The organism is Aestuarium zhoushanense, assembly GCF_056431045.1.
Map to the genome: position 1 here is coordinate 116,533 of NZ_JBWKMA010000004.1, position 15,922 is coordinate 132,454.

The following is a 15,922-nucleotide window of genomic DNA, read 5'->3' on the forward strand; positions in this document are numbered from 1 at the left end:
ACCTGATTTTGCTGATGGTATATCGAAAGTTCGGCGCGCTTTCCAAAGGTAGATATCCCTTCGAAATAAACTGACAGATCAAAATAACTGTGAAACGCTGGCGCCAAAGAACCACCCTGCCATGCCAGAGGTGAAAACACCAAAATATGAGGGTGACGCAATGAAAGTCGGTTTTATCGGTTTAGGAAATGTTGGTGGAAAACTAGCGGGGAGTTTGATCCGCAACGGGTTTGATACCGTCGTTCATGACCTCAATAGCGATCTGAAAGAGGCGTATGAACAGCGTGGCGCATCGTGGGCCGATAGTCCGAAAGAGATGGCCGAAATCTGCGACGTGGTGATCACCTGTTTGCCGTCGCCTAAAGCCTGTTCCGTCGTGATGGAGGCCGACAATGGCGTGATTGCGGGGCTGTCTGCGGGCAAGGTTTGGATGGAAATGTCCACGACCGATGCGGATGAACTCAAACGGATTGCCCAGATCGTTCAGTCAAAGGACGCCTATGCGGTCGAATGTCCCGTGTCGGGCGGGTGCCATCGCGCGGATACCGGCAACATCTCGATCTTTGTGGGCGGGGATCGCGCCGCCTTTGACAAGGTTCTCCCGCTGACCACCACATTGGGTCGTCGGGTGCTGCACACGGGCGAATTGGGGTCCGCGTCGTTGTTGAAAGTGATGACGAACTACCTCGCCACGGCGAACCTTTTGACCTGCTGTGAGGCGTTGATCACAATGAAGGCCGCTGGGCTGGATATGGCGACGACCTATGAGGCGATTAAGATTTCGTCAGGCACCAGCTTTGTCCATGAAACGGAAAGCCAGCTGATCTTGTCGGGATCGCGGGATGTGAACTTCACTATGGACCTCGTCCAAAAGGACATCGGCTTGTTCCAGAAAATAGCGGACGACCACGGTGTGCCGCTCGAAATTTCACCACTGATGATCGACATTATGAGCGACGGTCAGCGACGGTTTGGCGATCGCGCTCAATCGGATCGGATCATTGAACGTCTAGAAGAGGCCACGGGGCTGAGCGTTCTGGCTGATGGGTTCCCACGCGAACTCATCGACGACGAACCCGAAGAAGCAGGCTACGAGGTTTTCCCTAGGGGACGATAACAATGCTGGGGAAAAGTGGCAGCCCGTAGGGGAATCGAACCCCTCTTTCCAGGTTGAAAACCTGGCGTCCTAACCGATAGACGAACGGGCCACTCTGTGCGTGAGGCGGCTTTTACGTATTGTGTGAACCGCCCGCAAGAGGCTTTTGTAAAAAATTATTTCCCAGCGGGTGCAGCGTCTTCGAGACGGAGCTGAACGCTCTGTCTGCCTTGCCAAATATTGATTTCTAACCGCCCAGCAAGGTGGAACCGCGCGCCGTTGTGGGCCTCGATCATCGGTCCGATCGGGCCATCAAACGCGCCAAAGGCAATCGCATCGATTCGTGCGCCAAGCCCGTCGCCGAATGTGGCCTTTAGGTGATTTGCGCCGACTCGTTTCGCGAAATGGATTTGCACGTCCGGGAAAACGAACCGAGGGGCAGAGGCCGATGCGCCGAACGGTCCAGCCTTTTCGATCTGTTCAACCAATTCAACCGTGGCAGCACCGGGCATGAGGATGCCATCGAGCCGTAGGTCAGCGGGTCCCAAGCGATCAGCACCTTGGCGCGCCATAAGTTCGGCCAGCCGTTCCATCGCAGCATCGAGTTTATCCCGATGCACCGTCAGGCCCGCCGCCATTTTGTGGCCGCCGCCCTTGATCAGTAGCCCTTCCATGGCAAGCTTTTGGATCGACGCACCGAGGTCGATACCCGTCACCGAACGGCCAGAACCTTTGCCAATGTCGCCGTCAAAACCAATCACGATGGACGGGCGGTTGGTGGCTTCTTTGAGACGGCTTGCCACGATGCCGACGACGCCCGGATGCCAGCCTTCGCCCGCGGCCCAAACCAGAGGGCTATCAAACCCTCGCTCTTCGGCCTGCAACAGCGCCAGATCACGCACTTCGTTTTCGATTTCGCGGCGTTCTCGGTTCAGCTGGTCCAGTTGTTTGGCAAGGCTTTCCGCCTCACGCGGGTCATCTGTCGCCAAAAGGCGCGCGCCCAGATCAGCAGCGCCAATGCGACCGCCCGCGTTGACGCGAGGGCCAAGGAGAAAACCGAGGTGATAGGACGTCGGTGCGCTGTCCATACCAGCGACATCCGCCAATGCTGTTAGGCCGATGCGATCGCGTTGCGCCATAACGGCGAGGCCTTGACGAACAAACGCACGGTTCACGCCGATCAGCGGGGCCACGTCCGCAACCGTCGCCAATGCGACGAGGTCTAGGAATGACATCAGGTTCGGCCCTGTAATGCCCTTTGCCCGCAGGCGGCGGTTTACATCGACAAGCATCATGAACACGACACCCGCAGCACAGAGATGCGCCAGTTCGCCCGTTTCATCTTGGCGGTTGGGGTTCACGACGGCGACACAGTCGGGCAGGGTTTCCGCGCCCAAGTGGTGGTCGAGGACCATCACATCCGCGCCCTTTGCGGCGGCAATTGGACCATGCGAGAGGGTGCCGCAGTCAACGCAAATGATCAGGTCGTGATCCTTGGCGAGCGCTTCCATCGCGGGCTCATTTGGGCCATAGCCCTCATCAATGCGGTCGGGAATATAGAGCGTCGCTCGGTGTCCCATAGCCTTTAACCACGTCAGAAGGAGCGCGGCAGAGGTGCCGCCATCCACGTCGTAATCAGCAAAAACGGCAATCTTTTCTCGGCGGTCGAGCGCAGCGATAAAGCGTTCGGACGCCTTTTCCATGTCGAGCAAGGTCAGCGGATCGGGGAGAAGATCGCGCAACGTCGGCGCCAGAAAACTGTCAGCTTCATGCGGTTCAACGCCACGGCGCGCCAATGTCCGACAAACCGGAGCGGGCAGGCCTGTCGCCTGTTCCATCGCTTCGGCAAGGCGGTCTTCTTGGATGCTGGGGCCAATCCAGCGGCGACCCGTTGCGGACTGTTCGACGTTGAGAAATGCTTTCATGCCTCGCTTATCGCCCAGAGAGCAAAGCGGCGCAATGATATGAAAAGGGCCAGAGCGATGCTCTGGCCGGATCAAGGTTTAGATGGGGTTGGTGTAGGTCATCCGACGGACCGAGCCCGTTTTGGAGCGCATCAGGATTGTTTCAGCGGTCAAATATCCCGGTTCGCGTTTGATCCCAGCCAAGAGGCTGCCGTCGGTCACGCCCGTCGCTGCAAAGATCACGTCGCCTTTGACCAGATCATCGCGGGTGTAGACGCGGTCAAAGTTGGTGATGCCTGCTTTGGCGGCGCGGCCACGTTCATCGTCATTGCGGAACAACAGTTTACCAAAGAACTGGCCGCCCATGCATTTCAGTGCCGCAGCAGCGAGAACTCCCTCGGGTGCGCCGCCAGAACCCATATACATGTCGATCCCTGTCTTTTCGGGTTCCGCGCAGTGCATAACGCCTGCAACGTCGCCGTCCGTGATCAGGCGAATTGCTGCGCCAGTGGTGCGCAGTTCTGCGATCATTTCGTCATGGCGCGGACGTTCGAGAACGCAAACGGTGATGTCTTCGGTCGAACAGCCTTTGGCGGCGGCCAGTGCAGAAACGCGCTCGGATGGGGACATGTCCATGGTCACGACGCCCGCTTTGAAACCCGGTCCAATGGCGAGCTTTTCCATGTAAACGTCAGGGGCGTGCAACATCGAGCCGCGCGGACCCATCGCAATGACGGTCAGGGCGTTGGGCATATCTTTTGCCGTAAGGGTCGTGCCTTCGAGTGGGTCAAGCGCGATATCTACCGCGGGGCCTTCGCCCGTGCCCACTTCTTCACCGATGTAGAGCATCGGAGCTTCGTCACGCTCGCCTTCACCGATAACGACGACGCCTTTGATGTCCAGTTTATTCAACTGATCACGCATCGCGTTTACAGCGGCTTGGTCCGCAGCTTTTTCGTCACCACGCCCGATCAGTTTCGCCGATGCGAGAGCCGCAGCCTCAGATACGCGGGCAAGCCCGAGCGACAGCATACGGTCGTGGAATTCAGTGGTCTGCGACATGTCAAAAGTCCTCAAGTAACATTCGGGTGCATCTACGCAGGGCAAGCCTATGGGGGCAAGGCTGTCGGCGCTAACAGTCAGTCGCTAAAATCGCTTTGGTTCAAAATTTCTTTTTTCTGATACAAAAAAGGCAGGGTTTTCACCCTGCCTTTGACATTTTGAACTGAAATTTGGGGTCAGACCTGTTCGATCCGCAGGGCGACGGGTGCCCCCGAAACGACACCCGTCGCAGCAAAGCCTTCGATCGCCTGATCGACAGCCTGACGGGTGGTTTTGTGGGTGACAATCACGACAGGAGCGTGGGTGCCATCATGGTCATGTTGGCGCATACGGTGAATTGATACGCCCGCATCGCCCAAAACGCTCGCCACTTTTGCCATCGCGCCGGGTTTGTCCAAGAGCGACAGGCGGAGGTAGTAGGGAGCAGGGATCGCGGCGCGTGCAGATTTCGCACACCGCAGCGTATTCGCGGGCTGCCCAAAGGTCGGGAGGCGCAGACCACGTGCAATATCACAAACATCACCCATTACCGCGCTCGCCGTTGGGCCTTCGCCAGCACCAGCGCCGCGAAGGACGATTTGTCCTACGGCGTCGCCTTCAAGGACGACCATATTCGTGCCGCCAACCAATTGGCCCAACGGCGAGGTTGCGGGCACGAGGCACGGGGACATGCGTTGTTCAAGCCCACGGCCTGTCATCTGCGTCACGCCGAGCAGTTTGATCTTATAGCCCATGTCGGCAGCGTTGCGGATGTCTTCGATGGTGATCGCGCCGATCCCTTCGAGTTCGACACCGTCAAAATCAACCTGTGTTCCAAAGGCGATGGCCGAGAGGATCGACAGTTTGTGACCCGCATCAATGCCGCCAACGTCCAAGTTCGGATCGGCTTCGAGGTAACCCAAACCATCCGCTTCGGCAAAGGCCTCTTCGTACGAGAGGCCGGCGTCTTCCATGCGGGTAAGAATGTAGTTGCAGGTGCCGTTCATGACCCCCATCACGCGGGTGATGCCGTTCGCAGCCAACCCTTCGGTCAGGGCTTTAATCACAGGGATGCCGCCTGCGACGGCGGCCTCATAGCGCACGACGCAGCCATTGGCTTCGGCTTGTTCTGCGATGGACTGGCCGTGATGTGCCAGCAACGCCTTGTTGGCGGTGACGACATCTTTGCCAGCGGCAATTGCTGCCTCGATGGATGCTTTTGCGGGGCCATTTTCACCGCCCATAAGCTCGACATAAACGTCGACGTCGTCGCGAGTAGCGAGAGCGACAGGATCGTCTTCCCATGCGTAGCCAGACAGATCGACGCCGCGATCTTTGTCTTTTGACCTTGCGCTTACAGCGCTGACGACGATCGATTTTCCAGTGCGCTGGGCCAGAAGTGCCGCCTGTTTTTCGACGATGCGGATGACGCCAACACCGACCGTTCCGAGACCGGCAATACCAAGGCGAAGGGTGTCAGACATATGGGATTCCGCTTTTTGTATTTTGAACACCCCGCTGTTACCGCGTCCTTGCGGTCACTGCAACGCGCAGGTGCTATTGAACTGCGCTGTTACGCAATTGTTCGGCCCGATTTTGCAGAACGGTTGCGCGAAGGGCTAGGTCATCGGCCATTTCTGCGGCGGTTTGGTCATCGCGCGTGGTGCCAAATGTCTCGAACGGAACAAAGTCGGGGAAAGCCGCTTTGGCCGCGGCGGGATCGATGGCCTTATCCAGCGCGGGAAAGGTTGCGCAGGCAGGCAAAAGCACCAAAAGCGAAAGGAGTACGAGGCGCATGGCCAATCCAATGGTTTGTGATCAGCGAACCTTACCTCTGGTTGCATTTGAGGGGCAAGGTCAGATCAGGCTTTTCAAATGAACATTTGTTCAGTTAATGTTGGCGAATGGCGCGCAAACAAGGCTCACATTCAGACATTACTGGACCCAAGGTTCGGGAGGCGGCGCTCAAGCTGATTGCGCAGCATGGCTATGCGGCTGTGTCGATGCGCCAGATTGCAGCTGAGGTCGGTGTGCAAGCTGGCGCACTGTATAATTACACCGCCGACAAACAGAGCCTCTTGTTTGATATCGTGCTGGATCATATGGACGATCTGGTGGAGTCACTGAAAGACGTCGATCTTTCTGGCCCGCCTTGGTCCGCGCTCGAGGCGTTTATTCGCTTTCACATCCTGTTCCACGTTCCGCGTGTTGAGCAGGTTTTCATTTCTTACATGGAATTGCGGAACCTCGATCCTGACAACTTTGCCGTGATTGAAGGTCGTCGCCGGGATTACGAGCAGATCCTTGCGGGTATCCTGAAGGCGGGCAAGGAAAGCGGCGATTTTACGATCACCGACCCGCGTATTACCTCTATCGCGTTGATCGGCATGTTGACCGCAATCCCGCAATGGTATCGCGAAGGCGGGCGTTTGCCGCTGAGCGAGATCGAAGAGATTTATTGGGGTATTGTGCGTCGGTCAGTAACGGCCTGACCGACGCATCCCCGCATCAGTGGGCGGGTTTGATGAAGGTGCCATTGCGCAAATCTGCCATGGCCTGACGGATTTCTTCTTTGGTGTTCATCACGATCGGGCCGTGCCATGCGACAGGTTCCTCGATCGGTGCGCCAGAGATCAGAAGGAAACGAATGCCTTCTTCGCCCGCCTGCACAGTCACTTCGTCACCAGTGCCAAAGCGGATCAAGGTGCGGTTGCCTGACATGTCGCGGATGTTCACCTCTTCGCCCATCACCTCTTTTTCGAGGAGGACCCCTTCGGGTTTTGACGCATCCGCAAAGGCGCCAGCACCTTGGAATACATAGGCAAATGCGCGGCGATAGGTGTCGACCTTAAACGTTTTGCGGACACCTGCGGGCACGAAAATATCCAGATACTGCGGGTCAGCCGCGATGCCATCAACAGGGCCGCGTTTGCCCCAGAATTCACCGATGATGACTTTGACGCGGGTGCCGTCGTCGTCGATGATTTCGGGGATTTCTTTGCCTTTAACGTCCTGATAGCGGGGCGCGGTCATCTTGAGGTGACTCGGCAAGTTCGCCCAAAGCTGGAAGCCATGCATTTGGCCCGCGATGTTCCCCTTCGGCATCTCTTGGTGGAGGATGCCCGATCCAGCGGTCATCCACTGAACGTCACCCGCGCCCAAAGTGCCCGTGTTCCCGAGGCTGTCGCCATGTTCGACGGTGCCGTTCAGAACGTAAGTGATCGTTTCGATACCGCGGTGGGGGTGCCAGGGAAAACCTCGGATGTAATCATCCGGATGATCGCCACGAAAATCATCGAACATCAAAAACGGGTCGAGCTCGCTCGGGTCGTGGAAACCAAAGGCACGGTGAAGGCGCACGCCCGCACCTTCCATATGGGGTGTCGCGCGACGGGCTTCTAGAGTGGGTCTGATGGACATGATGTATCTCCTTTGAGCAAGAGATAGTCCCGCTCAAAGCATCCATCAATCTGTCAGAGCCAATCCGCTTTGCACAGGACCCCTGCGCCAATTAGCAGGTCGCAGTCGTCACGCCGCCGTTCTCTTGGGAATTCCAGCAAAGCTGAGCTGAGTTAAAACGGGGACGGGTCACGATCAGGTTCTCGAACTCAAATGCGCTGAGGCCAACGCTGAACATCGGCTCGTAACTAAGCCAGTTCTGCAGGACGATGATAACCTCGTTGTTCGGCATCACGGGCAGTTTGTCCAGAATGTCAGCCAGACCCGCATTGGTGAGCGTGCCTGCACCACCGCGACCTTGGGACCACCGGACGTCATAGCCGTTGTCGTCGGTATACCGAACAACGCTCAACCGTAGCTTTGACGGGTGGTTGGACGAGGTTAAGAACTCGTGCAGATTATACAACGAAGTCATGTAGTTGGGGGTGATATAGCCCGTCTCACGGCTTACTTGATCGCTGATCGTGTAAGCGGCCTTGTTCGTTGTGCTCTGAATGCGGAAGGCATCGAAATACACGAACGTTGCAAGGTAAGCCCAGCACAGGATCGGAAAGATCAGGACGGTCTCGATCGCCATGCTGCCACGTTCGTCATCGCTGAACCGACGGAAAATATGGGACATGTTCATGGTTCCCTCACGAATGCAGAGCGCGACACGAGTGCGTATTCATTGCCAGTTTCGCGTGGGATTTGTGCGCCCAGACCAAGTGTCGGGAATACCGGATCAAACAGAGCGCAGGCCCGAACGACGACCATTTGGTTGGCGCCACCTTGTTGGAAGGCAACCAGAGGCGCGGCTGGGTCATTACGGTCGATACAATCCGCAGCGGCAGGAATGTTGGTCCAATTCAGCAGATCAACGCGACGCATCTCGATCTTCAACGCATCGGCGCAGTTCGGAATAATGCCCGCGTTGTTGCAAATCGCGTTCTTTAGCGTGTTGTGGGTGACAGGCGACATAGCCCCGATCCGCACGTCACGCATGGCCATTTCTAGCCCACGTTCAAGCATGACTTGGCGGGTCATCAACATGCCGGATTCAAACGCTGATAACAAAAGGACGATATAGACAGGAAAAATAAGCGCGAATTCAACTGTAGCTGTCCCACGGTCATCCCGTGCGAACCGCGAAAGCGGGCGCATCAGGCCAGACCAGAGATTTTGAAGCAGTCGTTTCATTAGTGTGTAAGCTTTAGATTGTTAATTTGGGTCGCGATTGCAGAGAACGCGTGCGAAATTTCGATGCCGTCCACGTCAAAGAAGTGGCTGGGTGAGGTCGCACAATCGGCCAAAACCTGATTGCCGACGGGGTCTGGGATCTCAAAGCCGATGGTCCAGATCACGATGCCTTGGGCTTTGGCGGCGTCGCAGATGTCGTCCATCAACTCGTTGCCGAGCGAACGGTTGTATTTAAGATAGGAATATTGATTGTGTTTCCAGCTCGACACGTAGTTGTCGAGATACCAGTTAAAGTTATAGCGGCTCCAGTGTGCGTAATCGCTGTCAGAGTCATAGGCCCAGCTTTGGATACGGCTGGATGTTGAGTTTTCGCCGTCGGTCATCAGAATGATGAACTTAACCGTTTCGGTGTCGGTGTAAGACGCTGGGCGACCGGCAAAATTGCTGTCTACTTTGTTGCTGCCCACCAAGCTGGTCAGCATAGGCCGGGTCGATGGGTCGAGCAGGGCAGCGCCCCATTTCAGGCCCAAAAAGATCGACGTACCAGCGCGGCCTCTGAGGTTGTTAATCTGCGTCACCAACTCGGTGCGGTTGGATTCCCATGGGTTGATCCGTTCGTAGTCCCAGCGAGGGCAAACAGTTTCCGATAGATCGTTCCCGTAGTAGTAGCTACCGTTATAGTTCCATTGGAAATATTGCATCTGTTGGTACTGGTGCGTCATGCTCAGCGTTGTGCTGCTGAACGCGCTATTGTCGAATTCGATGCAGTGCGAATAGTTGTGAACCTTGCGGACGTTCAGCAAGTTGAACAGGTCTGGCCCAGGATTCACATGTTCGGAATAGGGGATCAGCGACACGGATACGAGGTCTTCGTTTCCGTCCTTTAGAACGGTGTTTACGAACTCAGTCGCCGCCGTGTGCAAGTTGGTCATGCGGTTGTTGCTCTCCATCGAACCCGAGATGTCGAGGACGAGCGAAATTTCTACTTTGGACACACGTTCTTCGGCGACAGAAGAGGCAGGAACGGTCATCGATTCATGCACGGTCGCGTCGGCATCCAGAATCTTAGCAAGGCCAGAGAACATCATCGGGACCGTCGCTTGCGCAACGGCGGACACTTCGCGGAAGTTCAGTCCCTCGGTCACGGTTGGCGTGCCTTGAAGGGCGTCACCCAGACCTGCCTTGTCCATGTAGTCTTGGACAACTTGTTCACGCGGCAGAGTTTGGCCGAGGTCAGCAGCGGCCAGAACCGCGCGGTCAAGCGTGCCCTGCATGCGGGTGCGCGTCGATTCAATACGCATAAAGTCTACGGCCATGCCAGTCACGAGAAGCATCAAGATCAGCATGAAAACCGCGAAAATGACCATGGTGCCATCTTCACGGGTTTGGAATTTACGCAGGTGGCGGGCGATGCGAGATGCAATCGTCTGCGTCTGTGTTTCCAATGTCTTCATTATTGACCGACCTTTCGGGGGCTTCACTGCTTTTTGGTGGGATTACCACCTCTGTTGGCTTTCTTTATATCCTTTAGAGAGTGGCAGAATTTGGGCAGCAACTGGCCACTTTTGGTCCTATTGTGTGGTCAGGGTGGACGGTTGGGTCTCTGAACGCCCTTTGTTTCCTGATAATCGATGGAAATGTGGCGGTCGGCGGGCAAACCGACGTGCTACGCGCTAGGTGCAGGCGCGTTTGGTCGATAATTCATATGAGTGAGTCGCAATAAATGAGTCGCGTCACCGGGTCGGTGAGTGCGATCCCCGTCAAAAGCGGGCATTTACGGCGACCAGATTGGCGCAAATTTGTAAACAAACGGATAACGCCGTCGGAAAACTTACCCCCAACCTTCTGCGTCCGACCGCTGGACTTGCGCGGGTCCAGCGCCGATATTGGCATTATGAGTCTGCCCCCTGGTTTTTTGGATGAATTGCGCACACGCCTGTCGCTGACCCAAGTGGTTGGCCGCAAAGTGATGTGGGACAATAAGAAGTCCAACCCAGGCAAGGGTGACATGTGGGCGCCCTGTCCGTTTCACCAAGAAAAGAGCGCGTCGTTTCACGTCGATGACCGCAAGGGTTATTACTACTGCTTCGGATGCCACGCCAAAGGCGACGCGATTTCGTTTGTTCGAGAAACGGAAAACGTCAGTTTCATGGAGGCGATCGAGATTTTGGCCCGTGAAGCTGGGTTGCCGATGCCAGAACGAGACCCGCGTGCTCAGGTAAAGGCGGATCATCGGACCCAACTGGCCGAGGTCATGGAAGAAGCGGTAAAGTTCTACCGCCTTCAATTGCGCACAGGCGCTGCGGCCGAGGCGCGCGCCTATTTGACGAAACGTGGACTGTCCGAGGCGGCGCAGGAACGCTGGGAAATTGGTTTTGCACCGCAAGGGTGGCAAAACTTATTCGATGCGATGTCCGCCAAAGGGATTTCGCCCGATTTGCTGATCGGTGCGGGGCTCGCCAAACCCTCCGACAAAGGCAAAGCGCCGTATGACGTTTTCCGTCATCGGATCATGTTCCCGATCCGCGATGTGCGCGGGCGGGCAATTGCCTTTGGTGGTCGTGCGATGGACCCCAACGACAACGCCAAATACCTCAACAGTCCAGAGACGGATTTGTTCGACAAAGGGCGCAATCTGTTTAACCACAAGAACGCCCGCGAGGCTTCTGGCAAGGGGCAGCCGCTGATCGTTGCCGAAGGCTATATGGATGTGATTGCCCTGTCAGAGGCTGGGTTCACTGGGGCTGTTGCGCCCCTAGGTACGGCTGTCACGGATCACCAGTTACAACTCATGTGGCGCATGGCGGACGAGCCTATCATTGCGCTTGATGGTGATACGGCAGGTATTCGTGCTGCGATGCGCGTGATTGATCTTGCGCTTCCTGTGCTCGAGGCGGGTAAATCGCTGCGGTTCGCGGTGATGCCTGACGGGATGGATCCTGACGATCTGATCCGCGCCAAAGGGGCAGGGGCCGTTCAAAAGGTGCTGGACGGTGCCATGCCGATGGTGCGTTTGCTCTGGCAACGCGAAACGGACGGGAAGGTGTTCGACAGTCCCGAACGTCGGGCGGCTTTGGATAAATCCCTCCGTGAAAAGATTAGACTGATCCAAGATTCGTCGATCCGTCACCATTATGGCGAAGCGATCAAAGAGCTTCGGTATGAACTGTTTGGATCGAACAGACGGCCCGCGTTCCAGCCGCGCAAACCATGGCAGCCAGGCAAATCGGTCGTCATCGCGCCGAGCGCTTCTGCAAAACGTTCAGAGTTGGTTCAACGGGACGATCATCAAATTCACCTGCGTGAGACGGTGATCCTCGCCATTCTGATCGCCAATCCGACCGAAGTGCCTGCGTTCGAGATGCAGCTTGAACGGATGGAATGTCAGGACCAGCGCAACAGAACCCTGCGGGACGCTATTTTGCGGTTAGTCGGTGAAGATGATTTGCGCGACCGCATCGAAGATCAAATTGGGGCTGGCCCCCTTGAAAGCCTCTTTGCCGAGCGCCACGTAAAGATCACCCCTGCGATCCGACGCGCCGGCGATAGTGAGTTTGCGTATAACTCGGTCAAGGAAGAGTTCATGAAGCTTGAGGCCTTGCGTGGGCACTCCATGGAAATTTTGGAGGCTCAGGTTGAGATTGCTGAGGCTGAAGATAGAGAGGATTTGACGTGGCGGTTGGGTGTATCCGCGCTAGCTGTTGATCCCACAACGCAGCGTGATGTCGACGACACGACGGAAACGGTGACCGCAGACAATGGGCTGTCATTGTCAAAGGACGAACGGAACGACTTCCTCAAGGTGCTCGAATCGCTCGATCCTGCCAAATCGGGTCGTAAAAAGCCCAGAACCTAATTAATGGGTGAAAAATCGTGGCCAAGAGGTTGCGAATCACCCCGCGAAACCGTTGATTCGACTTAAACCGAATCAGCACAGACTTGCTGAACCGCTTAGGAGCATTTCATGGCCGCCAAAGATACCGACGACAACAAGGTTGACGACAAGGACGACGAGATCTCCATGGACGTTAGTCAGGCGGCGGTTAAACGGATGATCGCTGAGGCGCGCGAGCGTGGGTATATCACCTACGATCAGCTGAACGCTGTGCTCCCGCCGGATCAGGTTTCTTCTGACCAAATCGAAGACGTGATGTCGATGCTCTCTGAAATGGGCATTCAGGTCACCGAAGAAGAAGAATCAGAAGAGTCAGAGGACAACGCAGGCGGCACTGATCTGGTCGCTGTTGGTGGTAATCGTGACGTGGCTCTTTCGGGTGGTGAAACCGAAAAGCTGGACCGCACGGACGACCCTGTTCGTATGTATCTGCGCGAGATGGGCAGCGTTGAATTGCTGTCCCGCGAAGGCGAGATCGCGATTGCAAAACGGATCGAGGCTGGTCGCAACACCATGATCCTCGGGCTCTGCGAAAGCCCGCTGACATTCCAAGCGATCACCATTTGGCGCGACGAACTTCTGTCCGAAGACATTCTGCTGCGTGATGTGATCGACCTTGAGGCCACATTTGGCAACCAACTCGACGAAGACGGCGATGAGCCTGTCGTCGACACCTCGGCTGTGTCGTCCGAGGCTGGTTCGAAAGAAAAAGAAGAAGAATACGATGCGGACGGTAACCCGATCCGCTCTGACGACGATGACGATGATGACGAACAGGCCAACATGTCGCTGGCCGCGATGGAAACCGCGCTCAAACCGCGCGTCCTCGAAACGCTTGAAATCATCGCACGCGACTTTGCTGACCTGTCCGACATGCAGGACGCCCGTATGTCGGCGACCCTGAATGAGGATGGATCTTTCTCTGAGGCTGACGAAGATCGGTATCAGAAACTTCGTTCGGAAATCGTTGAACTGGTGAACTCGCTTCACCTTCACAACAACCGTATCGAAGCGCTGATCGACCAGCTGTACGGAATTAATCGCCGCATCATGTCGATTGACTCGAACATGGTTAAACTCGCCGACCAAGCGCGTATTAACCGTCGCGAATTCATCGACGAATACCGAGGCGCTGAACTCGATCCGACTTGGATGGATCGCATGAACGAAAAGCCGGGTCGCGGCTGGCAGATGTTCGTTGAGAAATTCACCGATAAGGTTGAAGAACTGCGTGCTGAGATGGCGCAGGTTGGCCAGTATGTTGGTGTTGATATCTCGGAATTCCGCCGCATCGTTCAGCAGGTTCAGAAGGGCGAAAAAGAAGCGCGTCAGGCCAAAAAAGAAATGGTCGAGGCGAACCTCCGTCTCGTTATCTCGATCGCGAAGAAATACACCAACCGTGGCCTTCAGTTCCTCGACCTCATTCAGGAAGGTAACATCGGCTTGATGAAAGCGGTCGATAAGTTCGAATATCGCCGTGGTTACAAATTCTCGACCTACGCGACATGGTGGATCCGTCAGGCAATCACCCGTTCGATCGCTGACCAAGCACGCACCATCCGTATTCCAGTTCACATGATCGAAACGATCAATAAACTGGTCCGCACCGGCCGCCAGATGCTCCACGAAATTGGCCGCGAACCGACGCCAGAAGAATTGGCAGAAAAGCTGCAAATGCCGCTCGATAAGGTTCGCAAGGTGATGAAAATCGCTAAGGAACCGATCTCGCTCGAAACGCCGATTGGTGACGAAGAAGATTCGCAGCTTGGCGATTTCATCGAGGATAAGAACGCGATCCTGCCGCTGGACTCGGCTATTCAGGAAAACCTGAAAGAGACCACGACCCGCGTTCTGGCATCGTTGACCCCGCGCGAAGAGCGTGTTCTGCGTATGCGTTTCGGTATCGGCATGAACACTGACCACACTCTCGAAGAGGTAGGTCAGCAGTTCAGCGTGACCCGCGAACGTATCCGCCAGATCGAAGCCAAGGCGCTGCGGAAACTCAAACACCCGAGCCGCTCGCGCAAGCTGCGCAGCTTCTTGGATCAATAAGAGCGAGGCGCCTTTCGGGGCGCCTTTTTCGTCTAAGGGGGGCGATATGATCGGTGGTTTGATCCTGATTGTGCTGGGCATCCTTGGGTTTATGGGCGTGACGCCGTGGATCATTCTACCGTTTGCTGCGGTTCTACTGACGATCTGCACGATTGGCGTGAAGTCCTACGATAGGCGCTTTTTCGTGATAAATGGCCTACGGACGGCGTTGACGGTTGTTGCCTATGGGATCGGCGCTTGGGCGCAGTCTGTGGTCTAAAAGGGGGCTATAGATGAGCCATACTTTGTTCCAGATTTCGACCAGCGGGCAGGGCCTCTACGAATTCACGCCGTACGTAAAACGCTGGTGCCATGGTCAAGGTGATGGGCTTCTGACGCTCTTTGTTCAGCACACCTCCTGTTCGATCTTGATCCAAGAGAACGCCGACCCCGAGGTGCAAACGGACCTCAAAGTGTTCTTCGCGCGGCTGGTGCCGCCGACAACGCATTCAACGATGTCTTATCTCACGCACACCTACGAGGGGCCGGACGACATGCCAGCGCATATCAAGGCGGCCTTGATGCCTGTCTCGATCAGCATTCCAGTTATCGCAGGCGTGCCGATGTTGGGGACGTGGCAGGGGATATATCTGTTCGAACATCGAGATCGGCCCCATGATCGTCGCGTTGTTGCGCAATTTTTAGGTGAGTCCTAATCGCCACATCATCTGGTGTGTCTAAATTGACTCTACCCAAATCTAGTTATCGGTCCTATAGTGCCTGTGGATAACTAGGGATTAACCCTAGAATGAGCGGTAAGAGGACAGGCCCATGCGTTGCCCGTTTTGTGGAAACGTCGACACTCAAGTAAAAGATAGCCGACCGGCAGAGGATCACGTTGCGATCCGTCGTCGTCGGTTCTGCCCAGCCTGCGGCGGGCGTTTTACCACCTATGAACGCGTGCAGCTGCGCGATCTGGTCGTCATCAAATCCAACGGTCGCCGTGAGGACTTTGATCGCGATAAACTAGAACGATCGATCCGTATCGCGCTGCAAAAACGCCCGGTTGAGCCAGAACGTATGGACCAGATGATCTCTGGCATCGTGCGCCGACTGGAGAGCATGGGCGAAACAGACATTTCGTCGAAAATCATCGGCGAGATCGTGATGGAGAGCCTCGCGCGGATCGACACTGTCGCCTACGTGCGTTTTGCCAGCGTTTACAAGAACTTCCAGGCTGCGGACGACTTTGACAAGTTCATCGACGAACTGCGTCCTGCGACTTCGCCTGAAAAGTGACGCCAGATAACGACGAAA

The 15,922-nt window shown here is 55.9% G+C and carries 15 protein-coding genes and 1 tRNA gene; 7 read left to right on the plus strand and 9 right to left on the minus strand.

The genetic code is table 11. The features are described from left to right. Positions 1–121 precede the first annotated feature (121 nt). Complete coding sequence (locus AC07ED_RS02870; protein WP_478241796.1) at positions 122–1,117, plus strand: NAD(P)-dependent oxidoreductase; 996 nt, start codon at positions 122–124, stop codon at positions 1,115–1,117. Positions 1,118–1,133: 16 nt separating this feature from the next. On the opposite strand, the gene AC07ED_RS02875 is transcribed toward AC07ED_RS02870, so the two are convergent. The 5 genes from AC07ED_RS02875 to AC07ED_RS02895 all read right to left on the minus strand — a co-directional run bounded on the left by AC07ED_RS02875 (position 1,134) and on the right by AC07ED_RS02895 (position 5,838). Next, positions 1,134–1,208, minus strand: a tRNA-Glu gene (locus AC07ED_RS02875). A 64-nt stretch (positions 1,209–1,272) separates the two neighbouring features. After that, on the minus strand, positions 1,273–3,021 hold the full coding sequence (gene recJ, locus AC07ED_RS02880; RefSeq protein ID WP_105234488.1) for a single-stranded-DNA-specific exonuclease RecJ: 1,749 nt from the start codon (positions 3,019–3,021) through the stop codon (positions 1,273–1,275). A gap of 78 nt (positions 3,022–3,099) precedes the next feature. Continuing rightward, positions 3,100–4,062: a class II fructose-bisphosphatase gene (gene glpX / locus AC07ED_RS02885; RefSeq protein ID WP_105234489.1), complete on the minus strand. Its 963-nt coding sequence runs from the start codon at positions 4,060–4,062 to the stop codon at positions 3,100–3,102. A gap of 176 nt (positions 4,063–4,238) precedes the next feature. Next, a complete protein-coding gene (locus AC07ED_RS02890) occupies positions 4,239–5,525 on the minus strand; it encodes a homoserine dehydrogenase (RefSeq protein WP_105234490.1) in 1,287 nt (428 codons plus the stop codon). 73 nt (positions 5,526–5,598) lie between these two features. Beyond that, positions 5,599–5,838, minus strand: coding sequence for a hypothetical protein (locus tag AC07ED_RS02895; RefSeq protein WP_105234491.1), 240 nt, complete (start codon positions 5,836–5,838; stop codon positions 5,599–5,601). A gap of 107 nt (positions 5,839–5,945) precedes the next feature. Here AC07ED_RS02895 and AC07ED_RS02900 point away from each other — a divergent pair, with 107 nt between their 5' ends. Continuing rightward, positions 5,946–6,533: a TetR/AcrR family transcriptional regulator gene (locus AC07ED_RS02900; RefSeq protein ID WP_105234492.1), complete on the plus strand. Its 588-nt coding sequence runs from the start codon at positions 5,946–5,948 to the stop codon at positions 6,531–6,533. A 16-nt stretch (positions 6,534–6,549) separates the two neighbouring features. Here AC07ED_RS02900 and AC07ED_RS02905 read toward each other — a convergent pair whose 3' ends face one another. From AC07ED_RS02905 to AC07ED_RS02920, 4 genes are all read right to left on the minus strand, one after another. Continuing rightward, positions 6,550–7,461, minus strand: coding sequence for a pirin family protein (locus AC07ED_RS02905; protein WP_105234493.1), 912 nt, complete (start codon positions 7,459–7,461; stop codon positions 6,550–6,552). Between the two features lie 91 nt (positions 7,462–7,552). Then, on the minus strand, positions 7,553–8,122 hold the full coding sequence (locus AC07ED_RS02910; protein ID WP_158664485.1) for a hypothetical protein: 570 nt from the start codon (positions 8,120–8,122) through the stop codon (positions 7,553–7,555). A gap of 2 nt (positions 8,123–8,124) precedes the next feature. Next, complete coding sequence (locus AC07ED_RS02915) at positions 8,125–8,679, minus strand: TadE/TadG family type IV pilus assembly protein (protein WP_105234495.1); 555 nt, start codon at positions 8,677–8,679, stop codon at positions 8,125–8,127. Continuing rightward, entirely contained in the window at positions 8,679–10,133 is a 1,455-nt protein-coding gene (locus AC07ED_RS02920; protein WP_105234496.1) for a TadE/TadG family type IV pilus assembly protein, read from the minus strand. The genes AC07ED_RS02915 and AC07ED_RS02920 overlap by 1 nt, the downstream gene beginning before the upstream one ends. A 440-nt stretch (positions 10,134–10,573) precedes the next feature. On the opposite strand from AC07ED_RS02920, the gene dnaG reads away from it, so the two are divergent. The 5 genes from dnaG to nrdR all read left to right on the plus strand — a co-directional run bounded on the left by dnaG (position 10,574) and on the right by nrdR (position 15,904). Beyond that, entirely contained in the window at positions 10,574–12,535 is a 1,962-nt protein-coding gene (gene dnaG / locus AC07ED_RS02925) for a DNA primase (protein ID WP_105234497.1), read from the plus strand. A gap of 108 nt (positions 12,536–12,643) precedes the next feature. Next, complete coding sequence (gene rpoD, locus AC07ED_RS02930; RefSeq protein WP_105234498.1) at positions 12,644–14,626, plus strand: RNA polymerase sigma factor RpoD; 1,983 nt, start codon at positions 12,644–12,646, stop codon at positions 14,624–14,626. A gap of 46 nt (positions 14,627–14,672) precedes the next feature. Next, positions 14,673–14,885: a hypothetical protein gene (locus AC07ED_RS02935; RefSeq protein ID WP_105234499.1), complete on the plus strand. Its 213-nt coding sequence runs from the start codon at positions 14,673–14,675 to the stop codon at positions 14,883–14,885. Between the two features lie 13 nt (positions 14,886–14,898). Next, on the plus strand, positions 14,899–15,321 hold the full coding sequence (locus AC07ED_RS02940; RefSeq protein WP_105234500.1) for a secondary thiamine-phosphate synthase enzyme YjbQ: 423 nt from the start codon (positions 14,899–14,901) through the stop codon (positions 15,319–15,321). A gap of 115 nt (positions 15,322–15,436) precedes the next feature. Then, positions 15,437–15,904, plus strand: a complete 468-nt coding sequence (gene nrdR, locus AC07ED_RS02945; RefSeq protein ID WP_067551134.1) for a transcriptional regulator NrdR — start codon at positions 15,437–15,439, stop codon at positions 15,902–15,904. The last annotated feature ends 18 nt before the right edge of the window (positions 15,905–15,922 follow it).